The following is a 23,325-nucleotide window of genomic DNA, read 5'->3' as shown; positions in this document are numbered from 1 at the left end:
CTGGCCGCAGCGACTACAGCCCTTTGGTGAGTTGGGCCAGCAGTTGGTCTTCCACTTTGTCGATGTCGTTGGCGTCCATGCCCAGCAGGCGGCGTGCCGGGTACTGGATGTCTTGCCCCTTACTGCCTTTGTCTTTCAGGCCGTAGTGGTGGATATGGGCGATTTTCTCGGCGGTGCTGGCGAACGTGACTTCGGCCCTGTCGCTGTAGCCCTTGGCCTTGAGCCAGGTCGATTTGATAAGGCGGGAGAACATCTTGCGCTTGAGCCGGCTTTTGTTGATGGTGTCGCCCTTGCTGGCATCAACCTTGATGAAGCGCTTGATGCGGGAGCGTTTGAAGGTGCGGATGCCGCCCCGCATGATGTCGAACCCGATGATGTAGCTGCGGGTGCCGCGCCAGCTTTTCAGGTGGCGCACTTCTTTGTCACTGGTGGTGTAGATGAACTTGATCTCGCGGTTGCCGCGCTGCGGCTTGCGCGGGTCCATCTTGTCCCCTTCCGGGGTGACGTTGTCTTTGATGCGCTTGGCGTTGCTTTCGCGCATCTCTTTGGCCATCTGGTCAGCAAACTTGGCCAGCTCCCGTTGCGACAGGTTGGCCCTGATCAGCTCTAACCTGGCGGCGAAGTCGTTCAGACGGTCGATGTCGGCGGCCATGGCTGATATTCCCCGTTGATAAACAGTTCCCAGGTGATGCCGTCGTAGGGGTCTTCTGGCGGCTCCGGCAGGTGTTCGAAGTGCAGGCCCTGCTCATCCTTCCAAACCTTGACCCGCTCGGTCAGCGGCAGTTTGATTTCGATGTCACAGGTTTCGTTGTTCTGGATCTCGACTTCGAACCGCATGGCGTTTTCACGCTTGTCGCTGTTCATCATCAGTTCTGGCTGGTACTGCCTGATCCATGCCAGCAGCGGCACCATGACGGTGTTCACGTTCTGGGCAAAGTCGGCCACGATGATGGTCAGTTCGTACTGGTATTCAAACGACAGGCTGGCGGCGCCGGTGGCAACCAGCTTGCCCTTGTCGACGAATATCATCATGTGATCCGGGTTCTGGCGCAGCAGCGGGATGCACTGCTGCAACACCTCACGGATCTGTTTTGGCTTTTCCATTTTCTCTCCCGTTCTGGTGCCTTTTCTGACAGGTGATGATGCTGTCGACCTGGGCGGCGCAGGTGGCCCAGGTGGCCTCGGTCTGGGTCAGCTGGTCGAGCAGATCGCCGTTATTGGCCGGGCCGGCCGGCGGCAGCTGGCAGGGGGTCAGCCCCTGACAGGTGAGCCTGATAGTCTGCGGCGCCGGTGATGGCGGGGCGCTGGAGCAACCTGACAACAGGATCAGGCAGAGGGCGATCAGCCCACTCCTTGAGTTCGGCATTTTCACGTTTGAGCCTCTTGATGGTGTCGGCCCGGGTGGCGGCCGTGATGGTCAGATCGCCAAGCTGGCGCTGCAGCGTGGCGGCGGCGGTTGCTTGGGCGGTCAGTTCGCCGGTGAGGGTGTCGATGGCCCCGTCTTTGAGCTTTTCCCGCTGCTCTGCCTCTTTGGCCTTGTCGTTGGCGGCCTTGAGATCGGTTTGCAGGGTATCGACCTTGCCCCTGGCGGTCGCTGCCGAGGTGGCAGACCAGCCCCAGCCGGCCAAGGCGATGGCCAGCGCCAGCAGCAACCAGGTGAGGGGTGATCGCAGCAGGTTAAGCCACATAATCGATCCCCCAAAAGTCCATCCCCTCAGCGCGCAGGACGCTGTTGCATGGCATCACTACCACCGTATCAACAAAGGTTTCTGCCTTGTCGATCAGCTTGTTGATCACTCTGTCTCCCGAGTCGTTCATCAGGTCGAAACCCGGGCGCGGGGTGGTCGTGTAGTAGCCGTTCGGCATGATTGGTATATCAAGCTGGTTTTCATACCAGTCAAACTCGTCAAAGAACCAACAGGCGTCGCTGTCTTTGATGAGGGCTTCTAGAATTTCCTGTTCGGCTTGGGGAAGCTCTTTTCTGCTGTCGATGTTGAGCATGTCGCAGCTGGCGACGTATGCCCCTTTGACCTTGCTGGCAATGTCCAGAAACACCCACAGTCGCTGTTTATCCAACGGCGTAGCCAGCACGATGACCACCTTTTTGCCTTCCTGCCGCGTCTTGTTCGCGGCGGCTATCAGACGGGTGGTTTTGCCCGTCATCCGGCCTGTGATTTCAATGTGCATCTGTCACCTCCTGTACCGGATAGACCTTGGCAAAGTGGTCGTATGCCTTGGCCAGCTTGGTGTCGTAGTCGTTGTCCTTATAGGCCGGCCCGTTGTAGCGGCGGGCGAAGTCGGCCCATTTACGGCCCTGCAGCGCCTTGTGCATGGTTTGGTCTTGCTGGATGAAACGGCACAGGGCGGTGAGGTGGTCGACCTCGCTGCGCTGCATTGTGGTCTGCCAGTCGCTGGCAGAGGTAAAGCCCAGCGCCTGCCAGTGGTAGCCCATGATCTGGAACATGCCCCAGCTGGCCGACTCGATGGCGGCATCCCGGTGCAGGCTGATGGCCAGTTGCAGCCGTTCCCACTCCGCCGAGCCGCCCGCATAGCCGCCGCGCTTGGGGTTGACCAGGTTGGGATAACTGGCAGCCATCTGGTCGGCGGCGGCCTTGCCCAGGTGCTTGGTGAGCTGCTTGTAGAACACATGCCGCTCGAACAGCACCACCGGGCGCTGGTCTTGAGTGAAGCCTTCGCCGATGCTCTCGACCTGGGCAACGGTGGCCATGGTGGCAAGCGGCAGGCCCAGCAGATCAGCCCCGCTCTGCATGTGGTTGATGGTCAGCTGGTTGCCGCGCTCGCTGCCGAGCAGGGCTGCCATAGTGCGGGGGCCTGCTTGGCCGATGGCGGCGATCATGTAGTCCTGCTGGAAGGCGAGCAGGGCGCGCTCTGTGGCATCGCCAAACCAGCCATCCGGCTCGACCGGATAGCCGGCTTTGGTCAGGCGGCGCTGCAGATCGGCAACGGCGGTGCCGGTATCCCCTTTTTTCAGGCTCATGGTTGAAACCTCCCGTTCAGGTGGCTGGCGGTGGTCGGTTGCTGGCGACGGCGTGGCAGCAGACGCATGACGGATCCGCGAGAGCCGATCAGGGCGGTGAGCAGTACGGCTGCCAGCAGCACCGCGGCTGGGTCTGGCGCTGGCATTACCCCTAGCAGGACGCGCAGCGGCACGGACCCGGCGGCGACGGTGATGACCCATGCCAGCAGGGCCGGCAGGGGGCGATAGTCGCCCCCGTTGCGGTTGAAGGTGGCGATGCGCATGGCGATCGCGGTGCAGATCATGGCGTAGAGGATGGTCAGCATGTCAGCCCCCTTTGCAGGCTTGGCGCTTACGCCGAGCCCATTTGATGAACCGGATTACCACTCGCGGTAGTTCAATTACGAATGCGCAAGCCAATGCGCAAACGACCGACGTTACGAAGGAGTTCAGCGGGTTGAACGGTGCGTCTCTCACAAATTCAATCAACATCAACAACAAGCAGATGGCCGCCCATTGCCACGCTGATTTCTCAACAACTTTCAGGAGTCCCGCAAGCCACAAGACCCCGGAGAAGGCTTTACTGTCCTGTTGGTGCATATCAGCCCCCTTTGCGGAGTTTGAGCAGGTCTTCCGGCGTTTTGCGCAGGATCCACTGCAGCAGGTGGACGGCCAGCGCCGAGGCCAGCATGGCGCCGACGGCCCTGGGGACTTCGACACTGAGCGGCAGCACGCTGGCCAGCATGGCGGCAACCAGCGGGGCCGCCAGCGCGCCCGCCACGAAGGCGGCAACGAACAGGCCCGCCTTGCGCAGGTTGCCAAGCTCGGCGGTGGTGGCGATGAACACCAGCGCCCCGGCGAATGCACCGAGCAGGACGCCTGGGTCTACGCCCGGGAAGAGGGACAGCAGCGCCAGACCGGTGAGGGTGCTGGTTGCTGCACTGGATGAAATCGGTTCTGGCATCGTGCTCTCCTGTTTTTATCGTTTGCTGCCGTAGTGGCGAGCGGTTTGGAATTCGTAGATGGTCTGGCACTCGGCGCAGCGTTCGCAGCCCCGCTGTGCTTCGCGGCGAGCCTGCGGGATGGGGTTTTCGCAGTCGATGCAGTAGTGCGGGCCGGTGCCACTGATGCGGGCGGCGTGGATGCGGGCAGCGAGTTGCTGCTCGCTGATGTCGGCCAGTCGTTCGAGTTCGTCGTCGAGGCGGCTCATGGTCAGTCCCATAGCTGGATCAGCGGCTGCTCGGCCTGGGTGGGGGCCGCTGGCATTGTGATGAGGGTTCCGGTCGGGAGGATGGGGCCGAGCTCGGCCAAACCGGGGTTGAGTTCGAGCACCTGCTCGGTGATGCCTGCGGTGTAGCCGTAATGCCGGAACAGGATGAGATCGAGGGTGTCACCCTGCTGGCTGCGCAGTTGCATCAGATGAGCTCCACCGTGATGTGGGTGGTGCCGATGATGTCGCGAATGGCAAAGCGGGCGTCGCGGTAGAGGTCATCTGAGCTGACCACTTTGGCGTCTGCCCCTTTGACGCCGTCACCGGTGGCGCTGTAGTCGGTGTAGCGCTCCAGCAGGTTGGCGCGGGTCATGGCGTAGACGGCGCGCCGGTAGCTGTGCAGGTGCGCCGATTCGTTGTTGATGAGCTCGCCCGGCACGGCGGCCAGGGTGGCGTGGCCTTCGGCTTGGCGAGCTGTGCGCCACTGGGCCAGATCGCGGTTGACGCTGGTGACGGCGTCGATCACGGCGTGGGTGAGGCGCTTGGCGGTGACGGTGCCATCGAGCCTGACGGTGTCGCGCAGGTCGGCCAGTGATATGGCTGGCCAGAACGGATCGCTGGTGACTTGCCCTTCATCCGGTGCAGTCGGTGCGGTGGCGATTAATCCGGTGCTCATGGTGCTCCTGGTTCTGGTGGTAGCCCGTTTGTTGGGCGGTGGTCGGGCCGTCTGGTATGCGAAACGCATTCGTCAGGCCCGAGCCGCCCAGGGTGCGGGGTTCGCTCGGTTAGCTGCCGCCGCCGGTGGCGTCGGGCTGCTGTTCTTTTTTCAGTTCGCGCTCGAGCACTTCGAGCTCTTTTTTGATGCCTACCTTGTCGTGCAGCTCGATGGCGCGGCGATAGTGCTGGGCTGCCTGTTCCTTGAACCCGTCGGCCAGTGCTGCGCGGCCCACAGCCTTGTGCAGCTTGGCGCGCACCTGGTCGAAGATGTCGCAGTCGGTCAGCAGCTCGAGGTAAGCGCACAGCAGGCCATAACTGGGGCCCGCGCCTGCCTCTTGCAGCTTGATGCCGGTGTCGGCGACCTCTTCGGCGATCAGGGTGGCGGCGGTGCGCTCGTAGCGATCGGGGGTACTGAGGCCGTGGCGGATCACGTAATCAGCCATGTTGAAGGCCCCTTCGAGATCGCCGGTGTCGAGGGTCCAGAGCATGACGGTGACGAGGACGTCATCTTGTCCGCCCCGGTCAGCGGCCAGCAGGCCATCAATCCACGGCGTGTAGACCGGCAGCATGGTGCGCTTGGCGTCGATCTTGCGCTCGATGCTCTGGATGCCCTTGAGGGTGCGGCGGTGTTCGGCCAACTGCATCAGCTGGAGTTCGTAGGCGTTGGCTCGGGCCTGGTCGAACTGGGGGTTGGCCGCCCCTTGCAGGGCGGCCAGTGCTCTTTCGCGGTGGCGGCGGGCGGGAGTCATGCCACCCCCTTACACGCCGGGGGCCGGGTTCGGCCCGATGACGATGTTTTCGACCAGGGCGGCGCAGTCGTAGTCCTCGACCACGTAAGCGTCGTTGGTGCTTTCGTAGTTGACGATGCGGTTGCGCTTGGGCTCGTCTTCGATGTGACGACGGCGGGCGCCGGTCTGCCAGTAGATGGAGAGGTTGCTGAGCTTGGTGATGAGCAGCTTGTCTTCGGGGAAGAAGGGGACGCGCACGGCTTTGAGACCGCCGATCTGCTTTTGGCTCACCAGCACCTGGCCGGCCAGTTTGTTCTGGTTGTCGCCTGCGTCGTTGATGATGGGGAAGTATTTGTCGGAGAGCATCTTGCGGCCACAGATGACCACCAGGTCGGTATCGTCCTGATACCAGGGTTTGATCAGCTCGCTCACAACGTCGAATACCAGGGCGTCGATGTTTTTGTAATCGCCGTCGGTGGCATCGACGTAGATCTTGCCGCTACCCTCGGTACCCTCGCTCATGACCTGGGCCGGGGCGTCGGTGCGGATGTGTTGCAGCCAGCCGGTGTTGACGTCTTGCAGCAGGGGGTGGGCGTTGCGGTCGGTGTCGGCGGCGGCACTGGTGCCATGCCAGCCGATCATGATGCGGTCCAGCCCCTGACGGGTGAGGATGGCGTCACGGACACGGGTCTGGAAGTCGGGGAACTTGGCCCAGGCGTCGATCTGGCCGTAGCCGATCTGGGTGTCGAAGTTGGTCTGGGCGCATTCGTAGCTCTGGTCGTAGAGACCGTGCGGGCTGTTGGGCTGGCGGTCTTTGGTGTCGGTGTTGGTGCGACCTGCGATGGTGCTGGTGATGCCGATACCGACCTTTTGGCCTTTCATCTCATCGACAGGGATGACGCTGATCATGCCGAGGAAGGCGACCGACTCCTGCATTTTGGTTTCCAGGGTCTGCTGGACGCTGGGCTGCACGTTGAACTGCACCATGGCGCTGGTGATGGCGTTGAGTTTGGCCACCTGGCTGGTGAACTCGTTGAACTTCTGGCGGGTTTCGTTACGCATTGGGCATGGTCCTTAGCAGTCGGTTTGAATGGAGGCGCTATCGCCACCGGTGGCGGGCGGGCGTTGCTGGTTGAACGCTTCCTGGCCCTCCAGCTTGGCGGTGAGGTCGGCCAGCTCCTTGGCGGTGGCGTCCTGCTTGCTGTTCAGCTCGGTGAGGGTCTGGGCCTGCTCGGTGAACTTCTTCTGCAGGTCGGCATCGAGGGTGGTGACCTCTTTCGCGACGGTCTCGACGGCCTGGTGCACATCGCTGAAATCGGCGGTGGATTGCTTCTTGTGGCTGGAGAACAGCGCGGCGATGCGCTCGGCCAGGGAGGGGCCTTTCTCCTGTTCACTTTCGAATTCGATGACGGTTTCCAGCGCTTCGGTGAACAGGCACTCCTTGTGCTGCTTGCGGGAGGCCAACGGCGACTTGTCGCCTGCACCTGCGCAGAACTGGAGCATGTCGGTCCCCAGGCTGGCGGGGGAGTCGGTGATCGCCAGCCCCATCAGGTAGGCGCCCTTTTCGTTCAGGTTGGGGTGGATCTCGACCGAGGTGAACACCTTCTGGCGCTTCTTGTTCAACTCGACCAGCTCCGGGGTCGGGTCAATCTGCACGAACAGGGCCAGGCGCAGCTCGCCTTCGATGGTGACCTCTTCGGTCTTGGCGGCGGTGATATCGCCGTACATCTTGAACAGGCCGTTGGGGTCAATACCCCGGATGTGCTCCATATTGACCCGGGCGCCGTAGGTGGACTGGTTGTAGCGCTGGGCCATCTGCTCAAGCCATTCGCGGGTGATGGCGCGGCCATCGGTTGTGCCCCCTTCTACGGCAACACGGAAAAATTTGGACTTTGCCATGGGCTGGGATCCCTTTGGTGATTGGGTGGTGATGTCGCGGTTATGGTCTGGGTGAGCGGCGGGATCGTGCAATCGGCGGCCAGTGTGTGCGGCGCTGGCACATTGGCGCTGGGGCGTTTGGAGCAGTAGCGGCTGGGTAGACTGGCGCCATGACAGCACCCTTACTCTTCCCCCATATCGAACCCCGCAGGCAGGCCATGCACCTGTACTTTCAGGGGTACAAGATCCGAGCCATTGCGGAGCTGCTGGCGACCCCGGAGGGGACGGTCGGCACCTGGAAATCCCGCGACGGCTGGGATGACATCAAACCCATTGACCGGGTCGATTTCGCCATCGAGGCACGGATGTGCCAGCTGATCGCCAAGGAGGTGAAAACCGGCGGTGATTTCAAGGAGATTGACCTGCTGGGCCGCCAGCTGGAGCGCATCGCCCGGGTCAACAAATACAGCAAGGGCGGCAACGAGGCCGACCTCAACCCGAAGGTGGCGAACCGCAACAAGGGGCCGAAGAAAGCCCCCGAGCGCAACGTGGTGGAGCCCGAACAGCAGGAGCGGCTGATCGAGCGCTTTGAGTCGACCATGTTCGATTACCAGCGGGTCTGGTATGAGGCGGGCAAGCAGCACCGGCGGCGCAACCTGCTCAAATCGCGCCAAATCGGGGCGACCTACTTCTTTGCTTTCGAGGCCTTCATCGACGCCCTGGTCACCGGGCGCAACCAGATTTTCCTGTCGGCCAGCAAATCGCAGGCCCACATCTTCAAGCAGTACATCATCCAGTTTGCCAACGCAGAAGGGGTGGAGCTCAAGGGCGACCCCATGGTGCTGCCGAACGGGGCGCACCTCTACTTCCTCGGCACCAACGCCCGCACCGCCCAGGGCTACCATGGCAACATCTACATGGACGAATACTTCTGGATCCATGGCTTTGCGGATTTTCGCAACGTAGCCAGCGGGATGGCGATGCACAAAAAGTGGCGTCAGACCTACTTCTCCACCCCCTCCAGCCTCTCCCATCCGGCATACAAATTCTGGTCGGGTGAGGAGTTCAACAAGGGCAGGCCCAAGGCTGACCAGATCAAATTTGACTTGAGCCACGCCCACCTGATGGACGGCAAACTCGGTGGCGATGGCCAATGGCGCCAGATCGTCACGGTGGAAGATGCGGTGCGCGGCGGCTGCGACCTGTTCGACATGGCCCAACTGCACAGTGAGTATTCCGATGAGCGCTTCCGCAACCTGCTGATGTGCGAATTCATGGACGACACCTCGAGCGTGTTCCCGCTCGCCACCCTGCAGCGCTGCATGGTCGACAGTTGGGAGCTGTGGGACGACTACAAACCCTTTGCCCTGCGCCCCCTGGGCAACCGGTCGGTGTGGATCGGCTATGACCCGGCCAAGGGCGGGCAGGGGGATAGCGCGGGCTGCGCCGTGCTGGCCCCGCCGGCGGTGCCCGGCGGCAAGTTCCGGGTGCTGGAGCGCCACCGCTGGAGCGCCACCGCTGGAGCGGGATGGACTTCGACGCCCAGGCGCGGGCCATCAAGGCCATGTGCGATCGCTACAACGTCGGCTACATCGGCATCGACACCACCGGGATCGGGGAGGGGGTTTACCAGTTGGTGAAGCAGTTCTACCCGGCAGTGACCGCCATCCAGTACAACCCGAGCGTGAAAATCCAGATGGTGATGAAGGCCCAGGATGTGATGAACAAGGGGCGGCTGGAATTCGACAGCGGGATGACCGATCTGGCCCAGGCCTTCATGAGCATCCGGCGCGCCGTGACCGCGGGCGGCAAGATGCCGACCTTTGAGGCGAGCCGCTCCGACGAAACGAGCCACGCCGACATTGCCTGGGCAACGATGCAGGCCCTGTTACACGAACCGCTGGCAGGTGCCACCGGTGCCAATACCAGCATGATGGAGATTTTCGCATGAGAAAGCGCCGCCCACTGCGCCATACCCCGCCGATGACGGCGACCCAGAAACCCGGCGAGGCCATCGAGGCGTTCAGCTTTGGCGAGCCGGTGCCCGTTTTATCGCAACGGGAAGTGTTCGACTACCTGGAGGCCATGCACAACGGCCGCTGGTACGAGCCGCCCCTCTCCCTCAATGGGCTGTCCCGGGTCTATCGGGCCGGGGTGCATCACGCCTCGGCCATCCAGGTAAAGCGCAACATCCTGCGCTCCTGCTTCATCCCGCACCCCAAACTGAGTTTGGCCGCCTTCACCGGCTTGGTGCTGGACTACCTCATCTTCGGCAACGGCTACCTGCAGGCGGTGCAGAACCGGCTCGGCGGGGTGCTGCGCTATGACCACCTGCGCGCCAAGTACACCCGGCGCGCGCTGGATCTCAACCAGTATTGGTGGATTGCCCAACCCGGCCAGGAGCAGGCGCTGCCCACTGGCCGGGTGGGCCACGTGATGGAGGCGGACATCAACCAGGAGATCTACGGCATCCCCGACTATGTCGGCGGGCTCAATTCCACCCTGCTCAACGAGTCGGCCACCCTGTTCCGCCGCCGCTACTACGAGAACGGCAGCCACGCGGGCTTCATCATGCACATCACCGACGCGGTGCAGAACGAGGGGGACATTGCCAAGCTCAAAGAAGCCCTGCGCCAGAGCAAGGGCCCCGGCAACTTCCGCAACCTCTTGCTCTACACCCCGGGCGGCAGCAAGGATGGGGTCAAGCTGATCCCGGTAGCCGAGGTAGCCGCCAAGGATGACTTCCTCAGCATCAAGAACGTGAGCCGGGATGACCAGCTTGCCAGCCATCGGGTGCCGCCCCAGTTGATGGGGGTCATGCCCAACAGCACCGGCGGCTTTGGCGATGTGACCAAGGCTGCCCAGGTGTTCGACATCAACGAGATAGACAGCATCAAGGCCAGCCTGCTGGCGCTCAATGACTGGGCGGGGGAGGAGGTGATCCGGTTCAATCCCTACCGACTGTCAGACCTGACAGGGCAGGCGGCATAGCCGAGGCTACAGTTACATCGAACATCTGGAGTTTGTGTATGTTCAAGGTGTCACGAAAGCCCCCTCACCGAGGGGGCTTTGTTTTACCTGGCGTTCAGCGCGCTGACGCGCCGGGGCGGCGGCCCCTCAGCACCCGGCGCGCGCAGTCAAGACCCCGCCTCGCCTGCCCGCTTTATGTGTGGAAAATCATGCAGGTGAACGACTAGGGTCGGGAAACGGTTCCTCGCGCCAGCGCTGGCCGCGCGGGGGATAACGGATCCTTTTTGCGATCCTTCATTTTCCGTCAGATCCTTTCAATCACGTTAGAGATGTGATTGTGGGGGCTCTATTGAACCTTTACTGCCAATAATGTATTCTTCACACTCAAATTTTTAGCTGCTTGGCATAGCCGAGCGCTCGGTATTGGGTATAACGATGCCTAGTAGCGAACTGATGAACGGTGTTTGTTCATTTTTGGTTTATCTTGCGTCATTCTTTGTTTTGGGGTGTACGGTTTTCGGGGTGCCAGTTATGGATCTAATGCAGATGTTTGAATGGTGCGGAAGGGCTCTGCGGGTAACCAAAGGTTCAAATATTGTTCGGATGTAAGCAAGGGCATTTCTATCCAGTAGGACCCTGGTGGTTCAAATCCACCGCCCGCACCAAATTTAAAGCCCGTAGGTAAGATATTACCTACGGGCTTTTTATCATGTTAATGATGCTAGGGCTAATATGTCGTTATTAGCATGTTTTTTAAGGTCTTCAAGTGGGCATGGAAGATCTATGGTTTTGCTTGCAAAAGGTCTGGTATGATTTGCAATCATCGTAACATACCAAATCCAGTATTTTTGTTGAGTGCTATGAATTCCCATTAGTGCAAGTAATGAATCAACATCGTTGCATTTTAGAAAGGCTGACTTTGGTACTGATAATAATTCTGAATTTGAGCCTTGAGTTAGTTTTTTAATGCAATTATCAACTGCTGTTCTTTTATTTTTTCTTGAATGCTTAATGACATCGCAATCAAACGCCATTAAAACAAAAACATCGGTGTAATAATAAGTGACATCTAATCCATTATCACTATCTTTAAATTCAATTAAAATAACACCGCCCTCAGTTCCCTCCCCATTAACTGATGGCTCGAATGCAAGATTATCTATATTATTAATTGATGGCTTTAGTATCTTTTTATGTATTTTCCATTGTTTTGTCTTGCTGTTTGCATTTACAGTTTTTACTTGTATCTTTTTTATCCTATCTTGATCATCAAAAATAACATCAAAGCCATCATGGTCAACATCATCAAAGTATGTATTTAGATAATATCCATGCCGAGCAGCAGATAGTTTAACGTCATAGAATAGACGATGCATCAATATTGCTTCTCTGGCATGCATATTAGCAGGGGTATTTAGAAAATCTTCAAGCTGTGTTGGTACCACGTTCTAGTTTCTCTAGTTTCTCTAGTTTTTTACTATGTTTGGTTCTATAGAAGCACTGTGAAGCTGAGTTCGAAGTGCTTCTACAATGAGGTTTATAACTTAAGTATGTTGTTCATTGCATACTGGTTTCCAATTGACGATCAGGTCCTTCTCTTCCGCCAAACGTGCTGCTTCATTCTCTGATGTATGAGCATGGATATGAGTTGCACCGTTGCGCTTGGCACAAGCTTCTTTTTCATGATTTGCAAGTCTTGTGGACAAGCTATTGGTTTGGCCTATGTACACAGGCGACCACATACCGGGGGACGTTTCTTTTGCAAAAATATAATTACCTCCAATATCTTTGAATCCTGTACCTATAGGATTAATCCAATATTTATATTTTTCGCCAGATTTGCCGGGCCACAAAATAGTTTTTTCTTCTGACATGGTGCTCTCCTTGCTTGTTGTTTAGATAGGCTACCCTCTCGTGCGAGTCCGGTCACGCACCTTAGTGCGTGACCGGTCACATTTACCAACTTTTTGCTGCCGGCAGGCGGTGCAGGTGGGGGATCAACCTGTTCCAGTCGCGGTGGCTGTGGGTGGCGCTCTGAATATGGCGGGTCTTGTCGGCCAGGATGCGCTGGGCGGCGGCCAGGGTCATCGGGTATTCGTGAATGATGGAGTAGTAGGTGCCGGCCTCACGGTGTTCGGCCACCTCGAGCAGGGGATAGATGCGGCGGGCGGCCCCCATCATGTAATCGGCGGCGCGCCACAACCAGGCGAGCGAATGCAGTTCGTCATCGCTCAGGGTGGTGAGGGGCTGCGGATGGACGGCGGTCTCCCGGTCCAGTACATCCAGCACCCAGCGGCGAAACTCTTTGGCCAGCGCAGTGCGGGAGAACATGGCGATCAGATGGGCGCCGCGCAGGGAGAAGATCCGAACCGGGATCTGCATGGGGTTTCCCGGGACCGTCAAATTGACGGTCCCGGTCATACCGGAGGTAAATTCGTCGATATTGCGGGCATAGATGCGGCTCACGGCATCTTCTCGGGCATAGCCAAGGGCTTGGGCGATCTGGGCGGCGGTCAGCCAGGGTTGGCCGTGGTGGGGGATAACGGTGAACTGGGTGTCATGGAAGCTGATGCTGTTCATGGCTTGAATTCCTTTGCTGTGAAGGTAATCGCCACCATCGACGCCAATCATCTGGTGACGAACTGAGCAAGGTTGGCGTACCGGCAGCAAAGACCCGGCGCCCCGAAGGGCCCCTGCCCAGCCCGCCATAACTGAAATTGCGGGTACTACTGGGCCGCACAAAAAAACACGCAGGCGCGTGTTGTGCGCTTCACTGAGCGGGACGCCAATCCCGGCAACGGATTTTGCCGTTGCCTGTGCAGTATCGCGCAACGCAGCGCGACCAGCAACACCCAATCAGCTCCAATAAGGCGGGATAAGCCACAATCACCCCGCCCAGCAGCACAACACCGCCGGTAGGGTACCGGTTCTACACAGGGAAGGGGACGTTAGTTTCGGCGGGAAACATACACTAGTAGGGAATGAAGAGCAGTCGTGCTCAAAAGGGCAGTCAGAGACTACCCTGGTTACAATTTTTACTAACCACAAGTCTTGCTAACATTTGCAGATACTAGGGTTGCTGTCGCCACAAGCTCTAATTCAGCGGCTTGCATATTGTGCTTATGACATAGTGGAACGATGTACCATGATCTGTCAGTAGAGCTATCTTTCTGCACGTGTGCACCATCGTCGGCATCTTCTAAGCAGCTTTCTTCAAGACAGAGGCCAGCTTTTTCACCACTAAAATTTTCCCAATGTGCTTTCCAGTCACCGCACTTACATTTGTTACCAGCCGTTCCGTTGATATTTTTGACTTTCATTTCTACACCTTGTTAAACGAGATTTTTTGATGTTTTGCCCATATGGCTGGACTCATGTTGACCCTGCCTCCTTTTATTTCAACAAGTTTGACTAAATTAATCCTAAAGTTTGATCTTCCGCACGCTAGCCGAGCGGCAGCATGGAAAGTGGAGCCAAACGCTGAACGGTGATCCTCTCTGGGCTGCTTGCTGCACTGTGTTTTTATACAGTTTGTCGAGATGTCCCGCATGTTTGCTCAACTCACTCCCGATGCTCCCTCGTTGGAGCTGCCCCTGTTCCTTTCCCCGGTGGCCTGTGGCTTTCCCTCGCCAGCGCAGAACTACACCGAGCAGACCATCGACCTCAATCAGCTGTCCATTGCTCTCATGACACTCATGTCATTTGTTCTTCAACATGCAGATGGTGGTTGGTGCGGTTGATCCCAGATAGAAAAATGGGCCCGAGAGGGCCCATTCAGGGTCAGCCGATCAGTTTCAAATCGGCCTTGCGACGCTCTTTGAGGGCGTCATAGAAGTTTTCATGGGGGCCAATGCTCAGCAGGTATAGCTGCAGCTCTGCGTCTTTCCAGGCGTAGCCCAGCAGCACCAGTTGCCCCTTGAGCTTGAACTTGTGCACCCGTAGGTACGACAAGTCCCCCTTCTTCTGCTCGCCGATCTCGGGGTCATCAATGACCCGTTCGATCTCGTCTTCCACTACTTTCAGGTCATTTGCAGAGAGCTTTTTGAGTTGCTTGGTGAACAGGTTCGACTCAAAAACCTCAATCTCGTTTTGTTCTTCTGACATAGCGGGTTACTTGCCCTTCTTTGACTTGCTCTGCGGCGAGCATCACGTCTTTGATAAAGCTAAAAGGCAGGTCCGGGTTGTCCTCGACCATGCGGCCGATCTTGGACCAGTACTCAATCTGCTTCGGCAAAGAGCGATGTGCGGCAGACGCGTGGATCTTCACGTCGGCGATGAAGTCATCGTCTAAGCGTACTGTTTGAGCCATGTTCGGTATCCTAATTTTCGTCGGTTCGTCGGTTCGTCGGTTCGTCGGTTCGTTGATTTGTCGGTTCGTTGATTTGTCGGTTCGTTGATTCGTCGGTTCGTTGATTCGTCGGTTCGTTGATTCGTTGGTTCGTTGATTCGTTGATTCGTTGATTCGTCGGTTCGTTGATTTGTCGGTTCGTTGATTTGTCGGTTCGTTGATTTGTCGGCTTGTAGGCTCGTCGTGAGTATAACTTTTACTCAAAAATTAGCAACAAATTGTTGCATGAAAAGACAGGTTGTCTCACCTGCTCCTGGGGCCCAGTAGCTTTGTGACCGGTCACAGCGCCAAGGTTTTGGCCTCAATGGTGTGCCAGCAGGCCGCCTCACCTTTGAAGGTGCCAGCGCAGCCGCCCGGGAGCGGGTTTCCGCAGTGCTGGCAGGCTTGTGCTGCCAGCTCCGCCTGTTGCTGCTGCCAGCGTTCCCAGTCACGGCGCAGCAGGGTGCTGAAGTACTCGTCGGCGCTGTAGGGTTCACCGGATCCTGCTCTGGCCCGGCGCAGGGTTTCCAGCTGCTCGCGCTCGCGGGTGGAGAGCGCCACCTCCACCCGCTTGATGCCAAGCGCGGCCTGGCGCTTGCGCTGGGCCTCCTTCCTGGCCTTCGCATCTTTCGGCTTTTTCATCGGCATCCCCCTTTGGCATATGCACCCTGTCTCGCCCGGGTGTCCTTCCAGACCTGCTTTGCCGTCTGGCCAGCAGGCAGCACCCGCTTGGCCTTCACCGGTGGGGTAATGGTGTCCAGCTCACCCTGGTAGAACGGGAACCAGGCATCCTCGAATTGAATGACCCGCTCCAGGCGGTCGAGCAGCAGATCGCAGATATGGCGGTCGGCGGCCGGCATGTTGTCGAGCGTGCTGGTGATGGCGGCACGACCCGCCGATCCCGGCGGCTGCTGCTTGATGGTGGGCCAGAGCCGCTGGCAGAGCGGCAGCAGGCGTTCGACGTCGGCGCGGTTGATGATGTCAGTCACGCAGCACCCCCACATCGACCCGGATATTGTTGAGCGCGCCCTCGACCATGTCGCTGAACGATGACCACTCTGCCGGCCCGCAGTCTCTGAGCTCTCGAGCCTGGGCAGTCAGTGCCGCAGCCAGCAGCTCAAGCTCCTCCTTTGAAGGGCGGCCAGCGTTATCTTCGACAGCCTTCATCCCGAATACCACAAACCCTGGCTGCTGGGCGTAGTCGGTGACGAAGGTGATCTGTAATTTTGCTGCGCGGCCGGTATAGCGTTTTCCGTTCCATTCCTTGAGGGTGACGGTGTCACCCTCTTGAAAGTTGCGGTCTGAGTTGTCGCGGATCTCGAACGGCTTGGCGCCGTCCAGTACCGGCTGGAAGTAGGCCGGCAGGATTTTCATTTTGTGGTGCATGCGGCCTCCTCGCCATCCTTACTGGCTATCTCAAACTCCCGAAAACTCTCGCTGCCGGTTTCGTTGTGCTCCAAGTTGCCGACGCGGTTTGTGTGAAACATCCCCATCGGCAGGAACGTTCTGGGGAAACGACCATGCCACTTTCCGTATTCAGTAGGCTTGCCAGATGCGAAGCTGGTCGGGCCACATGCGCTACACAGCCTCAAGCCTTTTCGTTCTGGTGCATACGACCAGTCATAAAAACGCTCCATTCCATTGACGAATCCCTGGCTGGATAGAGCGGTGTTCTCGCAGCAACCGCAGTGCTCACATTGAAATAGGCTCATGCTTTCGGCCCCTCGTACTTGTTACGCATCCGCTTGGCTATCTGCTCCAGACTTTCGGTCATATACCACATGTCGTTGTTGTCCTTGCGAGACACGACCTTGCATCTATGAACGTTCCGGCCGATCAGGATTTTTGCTGCCAGCAGTACCCACCATGCCTCAACATGGCGACGAATCCAGTCTTTCACGCCTCACCCCCTGCAACTTCCTGCAACCATGCTTTTGCCTTGGCGACTACCTGCTCATCTGTCTCGCCTGGTGCCCCTACGATTGGTAACTGAATTTTCCCGATGCAAGCCCGTGCCACTGGCGTCAGGTCAACGATGTCGATCATGGTGGTGATCTCTTGCTGCAGCAGGTACTTGGCCCGCTCCTGCATTGTTTCCAGTGCTTGATATGCTTTCAGGTCCATACCCTTCTCCTCATTCCACGCCCAGGCGCGCCCGCGCCTTGGCAATCTCCGCCTGATGGCGGTCGTTGTCGGCTTGCATGCTCGCGACGCGGGCCTGCTCCTGTTCGGTGGGCTGGTAACTGGCCCGGTCCTCTTCGTCATCCAGCAGGCGGGTGAAGATGGCGATCGCCTCTTCGGCCTTGGCCAGCGGCAGGGCGGCCAGCCACTCGGTCACGCTGCCGCCGGAGTGCACCAGCTCGCGGGCCTGCTGTTTCAGCTGTTCGCTGCTGGCGGCACGCTTGCTGGCCTGTTCTGCCTCGACCTCGGCGGTCAGCTGGTCGGCCACGGCATCGCCGGCACCCGGCCAGGTGCGGGTCACAATCAGCCGATCGCCGACCAGTCGCACATATTGGCCGTCGGCGTTGATGATGCAGCCCTGCAGCAGCAGGTCTTCGTTACTCACATCAAGACCCATACGGACCAGCTCTTTAGCCAGAGTGGATCCTTTAACCCCCGATTTGGATCCTTTCGTACAGTTATTGACAGAACTCCGAGGGGGGCGGCTGCCGCCGCCTGAGGGCAACTCGCTGCGCTCGCCCAAACCCGACCCGGTGACACCCTTGCGCACTATCTGCCAGCCCTCGGTGCGGGTGACGGCGGTGGTCTGGCCGATGTCGGTGATCACCCCCATCAGCTTGAGGACGTCCTCGCCGTATTTGTTGGCGGCTTCATCGAGGCGCTTGGAAAGGCGGATCAGGTGCTCCTTGCGGGGCAGGTCGATGCCGCCCATGGCGTCGATGAAGTCGCCCCAGCGGTTGTTGTCTGCTGCGGTGCGGGCGGCTTCCAGGATGCAATCCCACTCGATCACCTCGTCCCCCAGGCGGCGCAGCTCGCGCCACACGCTCACGGCCGGGCCACCTATCTGCTGAAACTGACGGATGCGCCAGCAGCTGGCCCAGGCCGCCACGGCGATGGTGGTGTGGTCGACGGGTGCTTCTGCCTCGTAGTCCATTCCAACCTTGTGGCCATCGATGTTCTTGGCGATGTACTTGGCGATGTAGCCGGTGGCGCTGCCCTTGGCAGGGTCCATTTCCTTCCAGTTCACTCTTGGGCTGATGGCCTTGACCACGGCCTTGTCGTTCACATCCAGCAGCCACTTGATGCGGGGGAACTTGTTGCGGATTTTCATCTCATCCAACTGGTCGAGCAGATCGCCGTTTGGCATCTTCAATTCGCTGCGCTCTGCATCGGTAAAGTGGTAAGCCAGCAGGGTCAGGAAGACTTGCTGATGCTCCGGATTGATGAACAGCAAGCAGTGCCAGTGCGGGGTGCCGTCGTGGTGCGGCTCCACCACCCGAAAACCGAAGGCCATGATCCCCTCACGGGCCAGTGCTGCCCGAAAGCGGGCCCACTGTTTGCACAGCAGGCGGTTGGTGTCGGTCGGGGTGGCGCCGTTGAATTTGTCGTTCTGGTAGGTCTTCGACTTGTCTTTGCTGCCCTGGCGCCAAGCGTGATAGCAGGATGGGGCGGTCAGGGTCAGGAACAGGCTCACTTTGCCCTGTTCAGCAGCCAGATCATCAAACCCCCGCATGCGCACCATCAGCTCATGACGGCGGATCTCCGGGTTGGCCACGGATGCCATGATGGCGTCAGCCAGGTCAATCTCTTGCCCCAGCTCTTCATTGACGGCGCTCATGCCCGCCATCCATGCCCGCTGGGCGGCCTTGCGCTGGGTGAACTCGCGTACCGCATGGGCGCTGGCGTAGGGGCTGACCCCTTTGCGCACCTGGCCGGTGAGGATGGCGATCAGCTCGCAGTAGATGGCCCAGGCGCGGTTGATTTTGCGCTGCCACCAGGACTCATCAAGCAGGCGCACCAGCAGGCTGGCGGCGGCCCCTTCGAACTTCTCAACGGCTGGATCCATATCCGCCCGCTCTTTGTCAGTCAGCTGGCGGCGAAGCAGTTTTATGGCTGTGTGGCGTGGGTCTGCCGGCAGTGGCGGGCAGAAGTGCCAGGCCTGTGCTTGCGAGCCCAGATCTCGAAGCAGCTTTGCGGCATCCCATTCATGCTCGGTACCATTGTTCAGCAAGGTCTGGCAGCGGCGCGCCCACTCGGCGGCGACCAGCTCGCGGCGCACGTCGTTGCGCAAGTGGATCACCGGGATCGGGAACCGGCTTTGAGCGGCGGCGCAGGCATCCACCATGCGGCGCAGCCAGATATTGGCGGTCTTGTGGTTGGCCGGGTAGCGGTGCAGGTAGTGCTTGGCCAGCGGCTTGGCAACGTGCCATTCGATGCGGGCCAGCTGTTCAGCCGCGCCGGCCATGTTGATGGCGTGGTGCCCGACCAGGTAGTGCTGGGGGAGCTGGATGCCGTGCAGGTTGGTGATGGAGTCGATCACTTACACACCCCGCATTTACGGTCTGCATACTCGTTGGGCTGCAGGTAGCGGCCGCAGTCGCTGCAGGTCGGTACCAGCTCCATCTCGGCCAGCCGATCAGACCAGCAGGTGGCCTCGCAGAAAGAGAGGCTGGTGAGGCGGTTGCCGGCCAGGATGACCGGGCGCACATGGCCGAACTCGCCGCAGCAACTGCAGCGCATCGAGATGCGGGCGGTGTCAGCTTTCACCACGGTTTCGCTGGCGGCGCGGGCCAGTGGCCAGCAGGTTTCGACGCAGTAGGGATAGGCGCGGCGACCGTGCCGGCCGGTGACCGGCAGGCAAACAGCCATCTGGCGGCACTTGGTGCAGGGCTCCAGGGTGACCATTTGCGACGGTGCTGGGCTGTTTGCAGGGCGCACGACGCCCAAAGCCGGGGCAAGCCCGGCTGGTTTCTGGTGAGTCATTAGATGGCGCCTCCGGTGTAGAGAGACTGGATATTGCTCGATGCCTGACGGGCGGCATGGCGTGCTTGGCGGCACAAGGTCAGATGGGTTCTGGCCGGCGTGCGCTGGCCATGGGGGCCATCTGCTCGCAGCTCGACCAGGTCAAGCTGCAGGCCATGCAGGCGCGTTTCGGCGTTCAGCATTTTGTCGACCCACTGGTCGATCAGTTGTTGGTGGCTCATCTGATGGTCTCCCCCAGTCCGTGGAGCGGTTCGCACTCTGCCCACCACTCGGCAATCTGTTTGGCCAGCGCAACCTCGTTACTGCCCAGCGCCAGCCAGTACACCGCGCGGATGGCACCAAGGGCCAGCAGCTCCTTGGTCACTCGGCGGTTGCGCAGAGCATCGCTGCCCGGGGTGTTGAATTCTTCCTGGGCGACTTCCCAGTGCTTGGTCAGCTGGCTGACCGGTGCCGGCGGCTGCATGTGGGCCGGGCCAGATTCGGCGCCACCCAGCTCGTCGAGCGGCGGCTCCAGTTCGAACAGGTCATCAGTCACAGGGCACCCCCTTCCATGTCGCTGTAATCCGGCTCGTCGATGGCAACATGGCCGGCCTCGATACGGATGGAGATCCCCAGTTCACCGCAGCAGCAGAGCGGGGCGGTCGGTGATGGGGCGGTGTGCTTGGCGGTGATGGCGATCACTGGGCACCCCCTTGCAGCTCATGGGCAAAGGGCGGCTGGAATATCGCGGTGCTGTCTGGGCCGCTGGCCATGTCCACCCCGATGATGTGGGGGCGCTGGCCACCACGCAGGATCTCGAGGCGCTTGGTCAGATCGGCGTAGATGTCGAGCAGGCTCAACTCGTCGGCCAGTTCTGCCTGTGCTTTCAGGCTCGCCTCGACGGCGGTGCTATGGCATGCCACCAGCTGGGGGCGGTGGGTATTTATCAAGGAGTTGGCGACTTTGCGGATCGCCTGTTCTGCTGTATCATTGTTCATGAGTTAACCCTCAGTTTTGTTTGTGAAACCCCGCGGTGTTCCACCACCTTTGCGGGGTTTTTTATTGCCGGCTTTCGGCATCCCTTAATCGCCACTCGTAGCGACTAAGGGATGGGGCCGATTCCCTTCGGCCCGTTGTCATCAGTCCTTTGCTTTCTTCTGTTTCAGCAGCGGCCATGCGATGGCGATTGCTACCCCTACCAACAGCCCATCCGCAGCCATCGAGAGAATGTGGGAGCTGAAATCGACCCCCACCGACAGCAGCAGGAAGGCGCCTACCAGCAGCCAGCGCAGGTTAGGCATAATCGGCAATCCGCAGGCCCAGACGGTCGGCGACGGTGGTCAGCTCTTTCTGCTCCGCCTCTTCAATCTCGCCGTCGGCTTCGGCGATGGTCAGCATGGTGACCAGCACGTCTTCCGCTTCCTGACGGTTGCCCTTCACTTCTTCGATTTCCCGCAGGATCTCGACACGGGCCACGCGGTAACCGGCTTTCAGTCGCTCGGTGAAGCGGTTGACGGTGTCGGTCAGCTCATGGCCGAACCCTTCCAGCGCCTTGTTGGTGCGCAGCAGGGATTCGATGGTCTTGAGCTCGGCGTCTTCACAGTCGCCATCCGCGAAGGCGACCAGCAGGCAACCGCCGACAGTGGCTTCCATCAGGTCGCGGTTTTCGAACTTTTTGATCTCGGCCTTGGCGGCAGATGCTTTCTTGCCAAACAGTTTTCCAAACATGGTCATTCCTCAGTTTTGATAGCCCGTAGGCCTTGGTTATTGGCCGTTTCCGGCCACTCTTCTTGCAACCGCTCTGCGGCTTTCCAATATGCCGGCCTGCTCGTTGAGCTCGGCCCGGCGCTTCTCTTCATGGGCGGTTTGCTCCAGCTCGCTGCGGGTCGGTTCGTTGCAGCGGGTGGTGGTGCGGTGCCATTCGCGGCGGTGCAGCACACTGCCATCAAATTCGTGCAAGGTGCCCAGCAGCTCGCCCAAGGCGAGGCGGATGGCCTCTTGCTGTTCAAAGTCGAACTGGTCCAGCTCGCGCCCGGCTTGGGTGGTCGATACCCCGGCCGCGTAGCAGATGACGGCGCGGGCCTTGGTAGACAGGCGTGACCAGCGGCTGGCCGCCCCATTGCGGCCAAACAGGCCGCGCATCTCTGCCAGCGCCTTGTCTTTGGCGCTGGGCTGTTGAACGAGCTCAAAAACCTTGGCGGTGTTCATGGGGTGGCCCTTCGGTTATGCCTGCAGCAGCCTGGCCAGCCAGTGGCGGCGCGGCTGGCAAGCAGACTGGAAGCGCAAGGCGCCGCGGCGGCCGTGCTGGTCTTCCAGGTAACTGCCATCAAAACGAGTGGTGTTGCGCAGCACCGGCTCGTCGCTATCGGTGACGACCGTGGCGCGGGTGAACAGCAAAAACGGCAGCGGGATCAGCCCCGCTTGTTCGGCGCGAAGCCTGCTCATTGGGCCACCGCCTTCGTCCTGCGTGGGACCATGGGCAGCACAATGGCCGGGTTGGGCATGGCGCTGGGGCTGATGGTCGCGATGATCTCGAACCCCGCCTTGAAGGTGTGGCCGCACTCCACATTGCTGCACTGGTAAGTGGCAATGCCGCACAGCGGGCTCATCCGGGTGGAGGTGCGGGTGCTGGCGCGAGATCCGCAATGGGGGCAAATCAATCTCATGTCTGGTCTCCTATGCGCCGAGGGCTGCGCGGGCCATGTCGGCAGCACACGCAAGTCCAGGGGCGGCGTGAAAGCGGTCTTCGACCTCGGTAGCCAGCAGCACCAGGTGCTCGATGCCAGCCCAGATGCCGGAGACAACGGTGTTTCGGTTGGATTTGGTGAGGCGGTCACCGGCAAGCAGGGTGGTCGCCTGAGCGGTGACACCCAGGATCTGGGCCCCCGCATTGAGCGCTTGCTGGGCACGTGCTTCTGGTGCTGCGGTCGCCGCCGCAGGCAGGCGCACGGCCGTCAACTGGCAATCAAACAGCAGCCCGTCGAACAGGGTGTCGTCACCCGTGACGCGGTAGAGGTCGATAAGGTCCGTCGCCGTCAACTTGTGCCGCGTCTGCGCCGGGTTGAACTTGTTGCGCAGCACATCGGCACTCATGCCGATCTGCGCGGCCAGCTCGGTCAGGTTGTGCACCTGCTTGAAGCGGTCGCAGGCACTGGCGAAATGGCGGTGTAGGTTTTGTTGACAGTTAGACACTTTCAGCTCCTGTTCGCAGTCGCTACTGTGGGATCAAGCCACAGAGCGGGACGTGGGCTTCTTGGTCAGCGCACGGCTTGCCAGCCGCCGCCCGGAGTTCTCATTGACCAGCTTGAAATACTGCTCCGGCTCGCTGGCCATCTCGCGCCAGCGCACCAGATTGACCCAGGGCTGATCGCCGGCGCGCAGCTTGGGAATGATGGGAATACGGCCATCGGCAATCATGTCCTGGGCGGTGCGCTTGGGGAGCTTGAACTTGTAGACGTCGAGCAGCATGTCCAAAAAGGCATCGAGCGGAATGGCCGGCAGGGCTTGCAAGGCCAGCCCTTGCTTGATGACCGCCAGCTCACGCAGTACCTCGGTGATGGGCTCGACGGGATGACTTTCCATCGTCATGGCGATC

General features: G+C 59.8%; 40 protein-coding genes and 1 pseudogene. 3 read left to right on the top strand and 38 right to left on the bottom strand.

The genetic code is table 11. From position 1 onward, the window contains the following. Positions 1 to 13 precede the first annotated feature (13 nt). From R2E40_RS14615 to R2E40_RS14550, 14 genes are all read right to left on the bottom strand, one after another. Positions 14 to 652 carry a phage virion morphogenesis protein gene (locus tag R2E40_RS14615; RefSeq protein WP_266125393.1) on the bottom strand — a complete coding sequence of 213 codons (639 nt, stop codon included), beginning with the start codon at positions 650 to 652 and terminating at the stop codon, positions 14 to 16. Further along, positions 628 to 1,104 (bottom strand): phage tail protein, encoded by a 477-nt coding sequence (locus R2E40_RS14610; protein ID WP_017411170.1) that lies wholly within the window; start codon positions 1,102 to 1,104, stop codon positions 628 to 630. Before R2E40_RS14610 ends, R2E40_RS14615 begins: the two co-directional genes overlap by 25 nt. Further along, on the bottom strand, positions 1,079 to 1,321 hold the full coding sequence (gene lysC / locus R2E40_RS14605) for an Rz1-like lysis system protein LysC (protein ID WP_318163729.1): 243 nt from the start codon (positions 1,319 to 1,321) through the stop codon (positions 1,079 to 1,081). Before lysC ends, R2E40_RS14610 begins: the two co-directional genes overlap by 26 nt. Then, complete coding sequence (gene lysB / locus R2E40_RS14600) at positions 1,215 to 1,688, bottom strand: Rz-like lysis system protein LysB (RefSeq protein ID WP_318163728.1); 474 nt, start codon at positions 1,686 to 1,688, stop codon at positions 1,215 to 1,217. The genes lysC and lysB overlap by 107 nt, the downstream gene beginning before the upstream one ends. Beyond that, positions 1,678 to 2,187: a hypothetical protein gene (locus tag R2E40_RS14595; RefSeq protein WP_318163727.1), complete on the bottom strand. Its 510-nt coding sequence runs from the start codon at positions 2,185 to 2,187 to the stop codon at positions 1,678 to 1,680. The genes lysB and R2E40_RS14595 overlap by 11 nt, the downstream gene beginning before the upstream one ends. Further along, positions 2,177 to 2,998 carry an N-acetylmuramidase family protein gene (locus tag R2E40_RS14590; RefSeq protein ID WP_318163726.1) on the bottom strand — a complete coding sequence of 274 codons (822 nt, stop codon included), beginning with the start codon at positions 2,996 to 2,998 and terminating at the stop codon, positions 2,177 to 2,179. The genes R2E40_RS14595 and R2E40_RS14590 overlap by 11 nt, the downstream gene beginning before the upstream one ends. Beyond that, complete coding sequence (locus R2E40_RS14585) at positions 2,995 to 3,303, bottom strand: phage holin family protein (protein WP_017765312.1); 309 nt, start codon at positions 3,301 to 3,303, stop codon at positions 2,995 to 2,997. Before R2E40_RS14585 ends, R2E40_RS14590 begins: the two co-directional genes overlap by 4 nt. A 275-nt stretch (positions 3,304 to 3,578) precedes the next feature. Beyond that, the gene (locus R2E40_RS14580) at positions 3,579 to 3,941 is read right to left on the bottom strand and encodes a putative holin (protein ID WP_017411174.1); all 363 of its coding nucleotides are present in this window, start codon (positions 3,939 to 3,941) and stop codon (positions 3,579 to 3,581) included. Between the two features lie 15 nt (positions 3,942 to 3,956). After that, positions 3,957 to 4,187, bottom strand: a complete 231-nt coding sequence (locus R2E40_RS14575; RefSeq protein WP_318165561.1) for a TraR/DksA C4-type zinc finger protein — start codon at positions 4,185 to 4,187, stop codon at positions 3,957 to 3,959. 2 nt (positions 4,188 to 4,189) lie between these two features. After that, positions 4,190 to 4,393 carry a tail protein X gene (locus R2E40_RS14570; RefSeq protein WP_017765313.1) on the bottom strand — a complete coding sequence of 68 codons (204 nt, stop codon included), beginning with the start codon at positions 4,391 to 4,393 and terminating at the stop codon, positions 4,190 to 4,192. After that, a complete protein-coding gene (locus R2E40_RS14565) occupies positions 4,393 to 4,863 on the bottom strand; it encodes a head completion/stabilization protein (protein WP_318163725.1) in 471 nt (156 codons plus the stop codon). Before R2E40_RS14565 ends, R2E40_RS14570 begins: the two co-directional genes overlap by 1 nt. 109 nt (positions 4,864 to 4,972) lie before the next feature. Next, positions 4,973 to 5,653, bottom strand: coding sequence for a phage terminase small subunit (gene gpM / locus R2E40_RS14560; protein ID WP_318163724.1), 681 nt, complete (start codon positions 5,651 to 5,653; stop codon positions 4,973 to 4,975). A 9-nt stretch (positions 5,654 to 5,662) separates the two neighbouring features. Further along, positions 5,663 to 6,694, bottom strand: coding sequence for a phage major capsid protein, P2 family (locus tag R2E40_RS14555; RefSeq protein WP_318163723.1), 1,032 nt, complete (start codon positions 6,692 to 6,694; stop codon positions 5,663 to 5,665). Positions 6,695 to 6,706: 12 nt separating this feature from the next. Further along, on the bottom strand, positions 6,707 to 7,531 hold the full coding sequence (locus tag R2E40_RS14550) for a GPO family capsid scaffolding protein (RefSeq protein ID WP_017411180.1): 825 nt from the start codon (positions 7,529 to 7,531) through the stop codon (positions 6,707 to 6,709). A gap of 149 nt (positions 7,532 to 7,680) precedes the next feature. Between R2E40_RS14550 and R2E40_RS14545 the strand changes: the two are divergent. Further along, positions 7,681 to 9,461, top strand: a pseudogene (locus tag R2E40_RS14545) (terminase ATPase subunit family protein). Beyond that, complete coding sequence (locus R2E40_RS14540) at positions 9,458 to 10,501, top strand: phage portal protein (protein WP_318163722.1); 1,044 nt, start codon at positions 9,458 to 9,460, stop codon at positions 10,499 to 10,501. The pseudogene R2E40_RS14545 and the gene R2E40_RS14540 overlap by 4 nt, the downstream one beginning before the upstream one ends. Before the next feature lie 686 nt (positions 10,502 to 11,187). Here the strand turns inward: R2E40_RS14540 and R2E40_RS14535 are convergent. From R2E40_RS14535 to R2E40_RS14520, 4 genes are all read right to left on the bottom strand, one after another. Next, positions 11,188 to 11,925 carry a hypothetical protein gene (locus R2E40_RS14535; RefSeq protein WP_318163721.1) on the bottom strand — a complete coding sequence of 246 codons (738 nt, stop codon included), beginning with the start codon at positions 11,923 to 11,925 and terminating at the stop codon, positions 11,188 to 11,190. Between the two features lie 99 nt (positions 11,926 to 12,024). Further along, entirely contained in the window at positions 12,025 to 12,354 is a 330-nt protein-coding gene (locus tag R2E40_RS14530) for a GIY-YIG nuclease family protein (protein WP_318163720.1), read from the bottom strand. Positions 12,355 to 12,436: 82 nt separating this feature from the next. Beyond that, positions 12,437 to 13,060: a P22AR C-terminal domain-containing protein gene (locus R2E40_RS14525; RefSeq protein WP_318163719.1), complete on the bottom strand. Its 624-nt coding sequence runs from the start codon at positions 13,058 to 13,060 to the stop codon at positions 12,437 to 12,439. Between the two features lie 458 nt (positions 13,061 to 13,518). Further along, positions 13,519 to 13,800, bottom strand: coding sequence for a hypothetical protein (locus tag R2E40_RS14520; RefSeq protein WP_318163718.1), 282 nt, complete (start codon positions 13,798 to 13,800; stop codon positions 13,519 to 13,521). Positions 13,801 to 14,028: 228 nt separating this feature from the next. Here R2E40_RS14520 and R2E40_RS14515 point away from each other — a divergent pair, with 228 nt between their 5' ends. Next, positions 14,029 to 14,220 (top strand): hypothetical protein, encoded by a 192-nt coding sequence (locus R2E40_RS14515; RefSeq protein ID WP_412055127.1) that lies wholly within the window; start codon positions 14,029 to 14,031, stop codon positions 14,218 to 14,220. A gap of 40 nt (positions 14,221 to 14,260) precedes the next feature. Here the strand turns inward: R2E40_RS14515 and R2E40_RS14510 are convergent, their stop codons facing one another. The 20 genes from R2E40_RS14510 to R2E40_RS14415 all read right to left on the bottom strand — a co-directional run bounded on the left by R2E40_RS14510 (position 14,261) and on the right by R2E40_RS14415 (position 23,318). Then, complete coding sequence (locus R2E40_RS14510; RefSeq protein WP_318163717.1) at positions 14,261 to 14,584, bottom strand: type II toxin-antitoxin system RelE/ParE family toxin; 324 nt, start codon at positions 14,582 to 14,584, stop codon at positions 14,261 to 14,263. After that, positions 14,559 to 14,789, bottom strand: a complete 231-nt coding sequence (locus R2E40_RS14505) for a TA system antitoxin ParD family protein (protein ID WP_005308760.1) — start codon at positions 14,787 to 14,789, stop codon at positions 14,559 to 14,561. The genes R2E40_RS14510 and R2E40_RS14505 overlap by 26 nt, the downstream gene beginning before the upstream one ends. A 318-nt stretch (positions 14,790 to 15,107) precedes the next feature. Then, positions 15,108 to 15,449, bottom strand: coding sequence for a hypothetical protein (locus R2E40_RS14500; protein ID WP_318163716.1), 342 nt, complete (start codon positions 15,447 to 15,449; stop codon positions 15,108 to 15,110). Then, positions 15,446 to 15,796 carry a hypothetical protein gene (locus R2E40_RS14495; protein ID WP_318163715.1) on the bottom strand — a complete coding sequence of 117 codons (351 nt, stop codon included), beginning with the start codon at positions 15,794 to 15,796 and terminating at the stop codon, positions 15,446 to 15,448. Before R2E40_RS14495 ends, R2E40_RS14500 begins: the two co-directional genes overlap by 4 nt. Continuing rightward, positions 15,789 to 16,193, bottom strand: coding sequence for a DUF3850 domain-containing protein (locus tag R2E40_RS14490; protein ID WP_318163714.1), 405 nt, complete (start codon positions 16,191 to 16,193; stop codon positions 15,789 to 15,791). The genes R2E40_RS14495 and R2E40_RS14490 overlap by 8 nt, the downstream gene beginning before the upstream one ends. A gap of 322 nt (positions 16,194 to 16,515) precedes the next feature. Next, positions 16,516 to 16,707 carry a hypothetical protein gene (locus R2E40_RS14485; protein WP_318163713.1) on the bottom strand — a complete coding sequence of 64 codons (192 nt, stop codon included), beginning with the start codon at positions 16,705 to 16,707 and terminating at the stop codon, positions 16,516 to 16,518. Continuing rightward, on the bottom strand, positions 16,704 to 16,931 hold the full coding sequence (locus R2E40_RS14480; protein WP_318163712.1) for a hypothetical protein: 228 nt from the start codon (positions 16,929 to 16,931) through the stop codon (positions 16,704 to 16,706). Before R2E40_RS14480 ends, R2E40_RS14485 begins: the two co-directional genes overlap by 4 nt. A 10-nt stretch (positions 16,932 to 16,941) precedes the next feature. Next, positions 16,942 to 19,308 (bottom strand): replication endonuclease, encoded by a 2,367-nt coding sequence (locus tag R2E40_RS14475; protein ID WP_318163711.1) that lies wholly within the window; start codon positions 19,306 to 19,308, stop codon positions 16,942 to 16,944. Further along, a complete protein-coding gene (locus tag R2E40_RS14470; RefSeq protein ID WP_318163710.1) occupies positions 19,305 to 19,673 on the bottom strand; it encodes a hypothetical protein in 369 nt (122 codons plus the stop codon). Before R2E40_RS14470 ends, R2E40_RS14475 begins: the two co-directional genes overlap by 4 nt. Positions 19,674 to 19,750: 77 nt before the next feature. Next, complete coding sequence (locus R2E40_RS14465) at positions 19,751 to 19,972, bottom strand: hypothetical protein (protein ID WP_318163709.1); 222 nt, start codon at positions 19,970 to 19,972, stop codon at positions 19,751 to 19,753. Next, complete coding sequence (locus tag R2E40_RS14460) at positions 19,969 to 20,286, bottom strand: hypothetical protein (RefSeq protein WP_318163708.1); 318 nt, start codon at positions 20,284 to 20,286, stop codon at positions 19,969 to 19,971. The genes R2E40_RS14465 and R2E40_RS14460 overlap by 4 nt, the downstream gene beginning before the upstream one ends. Then, positions 20,283 to 20,432, bottom strand: a complete 150-nt coding sequence (locus R2E40_RS14455; protein ID WP_318163707.1) for a hypothetical protein — start codon at positions 20,430 to 20,432, stop codon at positions 20,283 to 20,285. Before R2E40_RS14455 ends, R2E40_RS14460 begins: the two co-directional genes overlap by 4 nt. After that, the gene (locus R2E40_RS14450) at positions 20,429 to 20,728 is read right to left on the bottom strand and encodes a hypothetical protein (protein WP_318163706.1); all 300 of its coding nucleotides are present in this window, start codon (positions 20,726 to 20,728) and stop codon (positions 20,429 to 20,431) included. Before R2E40_RS14450 ends, R2E40_RS14455 begins: the two co-directional genes overlap by 4 nt. Before the next feature lie 141 nt (positions 20,729 to 20,869). Next, positions 20,870 to 21,031 (bottom strand): DUF3927 family protein, encoded by a 162-nt coding sequence (locus tag R2E40_RS14445; RefSeq protein ID WP_318163705.1) that lies wholly within the window; start codon positions 21,029 to 21,031, stop codon positions 20,870 to 20,872. Continuing rightward, positions 21,024 to 21,458: a tellurite resistance TerB family protein gene (locus tag R2E40_RS14440; protein ID WP_318163704.1), complete on the bottom strand. Its 435-nt coding sequence runs from the start codon at positions 21,456 to 21,458 to the stop codon at positions 21,024 to 21,026. The genes R2E40_RS14445 and R2E40_RS14440 overlap by 8 nt, the downstream gene beginning before the upstream one ends. 36 nt (positions 21,459 to 21,494) lie before the next feature. Next, entirely contained in the window at positions 21,495 to 21,938 is a 444-nt protein-coding gene (locus R2E40_RS14435) for a hypothetical protein (protein ID WP_318163703.1), read from the bottom strand. Positions 21,939 to 21,953: 15 nt separating this feature from the next. Continuing rightward, a complete protein-coding gene (locus R2E40_RS14430) occupies positions 21,954 to 22,175 on the bottom strand; it encodes a hypothetical protein (protein WP_318163702.1) in 222 nt (73 codons plus the stop codon). Beyond that, on the bottom strand, positions 22,172 to 22,396 hold the full coding sequence (locus R2E40_RS14425) for an ogr/Delta-like zinc finger family protein (RefSeq protein ID WP_017778679.1): 225 nt from the start codon (positions 22,394 to 22,396) through the stop codon (positions 22,172 to 22,174). Before R2E40_RS14425 ends, R2E40_RS14430 begins: the two co-directional genes overlap by 4 nt. 10 nt (positions 22,397 to 22,406) lie before the next feature. After that, a complete protein-coding gene (locus R2E40_RS14420; RefSeq protein ID WP_318163701.1) occupies positions 22,407 to 22,922 on the bottom strand; it encodes a phage regulatory CII family protein in 516 nt (171 codons plus the stop codon). 33 nt (positions 22,923 to 22,955) lie between these two features. Continuing rightward, the gene (locus R2E40_RS14415; protein WP_318163700.1) at positions 22,956 to 23,318 is read right to left on the bottom strand and encodes a hypothetical protein; all 363 of its coding nucleotides are present in this window, start codon (positions 23,316 to 23,318) and stop codon (positions 22,956 to 22,958) included. Positions 23,319 to 23,325: the final 7 nt, after the last annotated feature.

Origin of the sequence: Aeromonas sp. CD, from assembly GCF_033349375.1 — a bacterium.
GTDB lineage: Bacteria > Pseudomonadota > Gammaproteobacteria > Enterobacterales > Aeromonadaceae > Aeromonas > Aeromonas hydrophila.
This window is presented reverse-complemented; position numbering and strand designations above follow the sequence as displayed.

Excerpts from the sequence above, each read along its gene's own strand:
- R2E40_RS14615 (WP_266125393.1), bottom strand. The coding sequence starts at position 652 with ATGGCCGCCGACATCGACCGTCTGAACGACTTCGCCGCCAGGTTAGAG.
- R2E40_RS14610 (WP_017411170.1), bottom strand. The coding sequence starts at position 1,104 with ATGGAAAAGCCAAAACAGATCCGTGAGGTGTTGCAGCAGTGCATCCCG.
- lysB (WP_318163728.1), bottom strand. The coding sequence starts at position 1,688 with ATGTGGCTTAACCTGCTGCGATCACCCCTCACCTGGTTGCTGCTGGCG.
- R2E40_RS14595 (WP_318163727.1), bottom strand. The coding sequence starts at position 2,187 with ATGCACATTGAAATCACAGGCCGGATGACGGGCAAAACCACCCGTCTG.
- R2E40_RS14590 (WP_318163726.1), bottom strand. The coding sequence starts at position 2,998 with ATGAGCCTGAAAAAAGGGGATACCGGCACCGCCGTTGCCGATCTGCAG.
- R2E40_RS14585 (WP_017765312.1), bottom strand. The coding sequence starts at position 3,303 with ATGCTGACCATCCTCTACGCCATGATCTGCACCGCGATCGCCATGCGC.
- R2E40_RS14580 (WP_017411174.1), bottom strand. The coding sequence starts at position 3,941 with ATGCCAGAACCGATTTCATCCAGTGCAGCAACCAGCACCCTCACCGGT.
- R2E40_RS14575 (WP_318165561.1), bottom strand. The coding sequence starts at position 4,187 with ATGAGCCGCCTCGACGACGAACTCGAACGACTGGCCGACATCAGCGAG.
- R2E40_RS14570 (WP_017765313.1), bottom strand. The coding sequence starts at position 4,393 with ATGCAACTGCGCAGCCAGCAGGGTGACACCCTCGATCTCATCCTGTTC.
- R2E40_RS14565 (WP_318163725.1), bottom strand. The coding sequence starts at position 4,863 with ATGAGCACCGGATTAATCGCCACCGCACCGACTGCACCGGATGAAGGG.
- gpM (WP_318163724.1), bottom strand. The coding sequence starts at position 5,653 with ATGACTCCCGCCCGCCGCCACCGCGAAAGAGCACTGGCCGCCCTGCAA.
- R2E40_RS14555 (WP_318163723.1), bottom strand. The coding sequence starts at position 6,694 with ATGCGTAACGAAACCCGCCAGAAGTTCAACGAGTTCACCAGCCAGGTG.
- R2E40_RS14550 (WP_017411180.1), bottom strand. The coding sequence starts at position 7,531 with ATGGCAAAGTCCAAATTTTTCCGTGTTGCCGTAGAAGGGGGCACAACC.
- R2E40_RS14540 (WP_318163722.1), top strand. The coding sequence starts at position 9,458 with ATGAGAAAGCGCCGCCCACTGCGCCATACCCCGCCGATGACGGCGACC.
- R2E40_RS14530 (WP_318163720.1), bottom strand. The coding sequence starts at position 12,354 with ATGTCAGAAGAAAAAACTATTTTGTGGCCCGGCAAATCTGGCGAAAAA.
- R2E40_RS14525 (WP_318163719.1), bottom strand. The coding sequence starts at position 13,060 with ATGAACAGCATCAGCTTCCATGACACCCAGTTCACCGTTATCCCCCAC.
- R2E40_RS14520 (WP_318163718.1), bottom strand. The coding sequence starts at position 13,800 with ATGAAAGTCAAAAATATCAACGGAACGGCTGGTAACAAATGTAAGTGC.
- R2E40_RS14515 (WP_412055127.1), top strand. The coding sequence starts at position 14,029 with ATGTTTGCTCAACTCACTCCCGATGCTCCCTCGTTGGAGCTGCCCCTG.
- R2E40_RS14510 (WP_318163717.1), bottom strand. The coding sequence starts at position 14,584 with ATGTCAGAAGAACAAAACGAGATTGAGGTTTTTGAGTCGAACCTGTTC.
- R2E40_RS14505 (WP_005308760.1), bottom strand. The coding sequence starts at position 14,789 with ATGGCTCAAACAGTACGCTTAGACGATGACTTCATCGCCGACGTGAAG.
- R2E40_RS14500 (WP_318163716.1), bottom strand. The coding sequence starts at position 15,449 with ATGAAAAAGCCGAAAGATGCGAAGGCCAGGAAGGAGGCCCAGCGCAAG.
- R2E40_RS14490 (WP_318163714.1), bottom strand. The coding sequence starts at position 16,193 with ATGCACCACAAAATGAAAATCCTGCCGGCCTACTTCCAGCCGGTACTG.
- R2E40_RS14480 (WP_318163712.1), bottom strand. The coding sequence starts at position 16,931 with ATGGACCTGAAAGCATATCAAGCACTGGAAACAATGCAGGAGCGGGCC.
- R2E40_RS14470 (WP_318163710.1), bottom strand. The coding sequence starts at position 19,673 with ATGGTCACCCTGGAGCCCTGCACCAAGTGCCGCCAGATGGCTGTTTGC.
- R2E40_RS14465 (WP_318163709.1), bottom strand. The coding sequence starts at position 19,972 with ATGAGCCACCAACAACTGATCGACCAGTGGGTCGACAAAATGCTGAAC.
- R2E40_RS14450 (WP_318163706.1), bottom strand. The coding sequence starts at position 20,728 with ATGAACAATGATACAGCAGAACAGGCGATCCGCAAAGTCGCCAACTCC.
- R2E40_RS14445 (WP_318163705.1), bottom strand. The coding sequence starts at position 21,031 with ATGCCTAACCTGCGCTGGCTGCTGGTAGGCGCCTTCCTGCTGCTGTCG.
- R2E40_RS14440 (WP_318163704.1), bottom strand. The coding sequence starts at position 21,458 with ATGTTTGGAAAACTGTTTGGCAAGAAAGCATCTGCCGCCAAGGCCGAG.
- R2E40_RS14435 (WP_318163703.1), bottom strand. The coding sequence starts at position 21,938 with ATGAACACCGCCAAGGTTTTTGAGCTCGTTCAACAGCCCAGCGCCAAA.
- R2E40_RS14430 (WP_318163702.1), bottom strand. The coding sequence starts at position 22,175 with ATGAGCAGGCTTCGCGCCGAACAAGCGGGGCTGATCCCGCTGCCGTTT.
- R2E40_RS14425 (WP_017778679.1), bottom strand. The coding sequence starts at position 22,396 with ATGAGATTGATTTGCCCCCATTGCGGATCTCGCGCCAGCACCCGCACC.
- R2E40_RS14415 (WP_318163700.1), bottom strand. The coding sequence starts at position 23,318 with ATGACGATGGAAAGTCATCCCGTCGAGCCCATCACCGAGGTACTGCGT.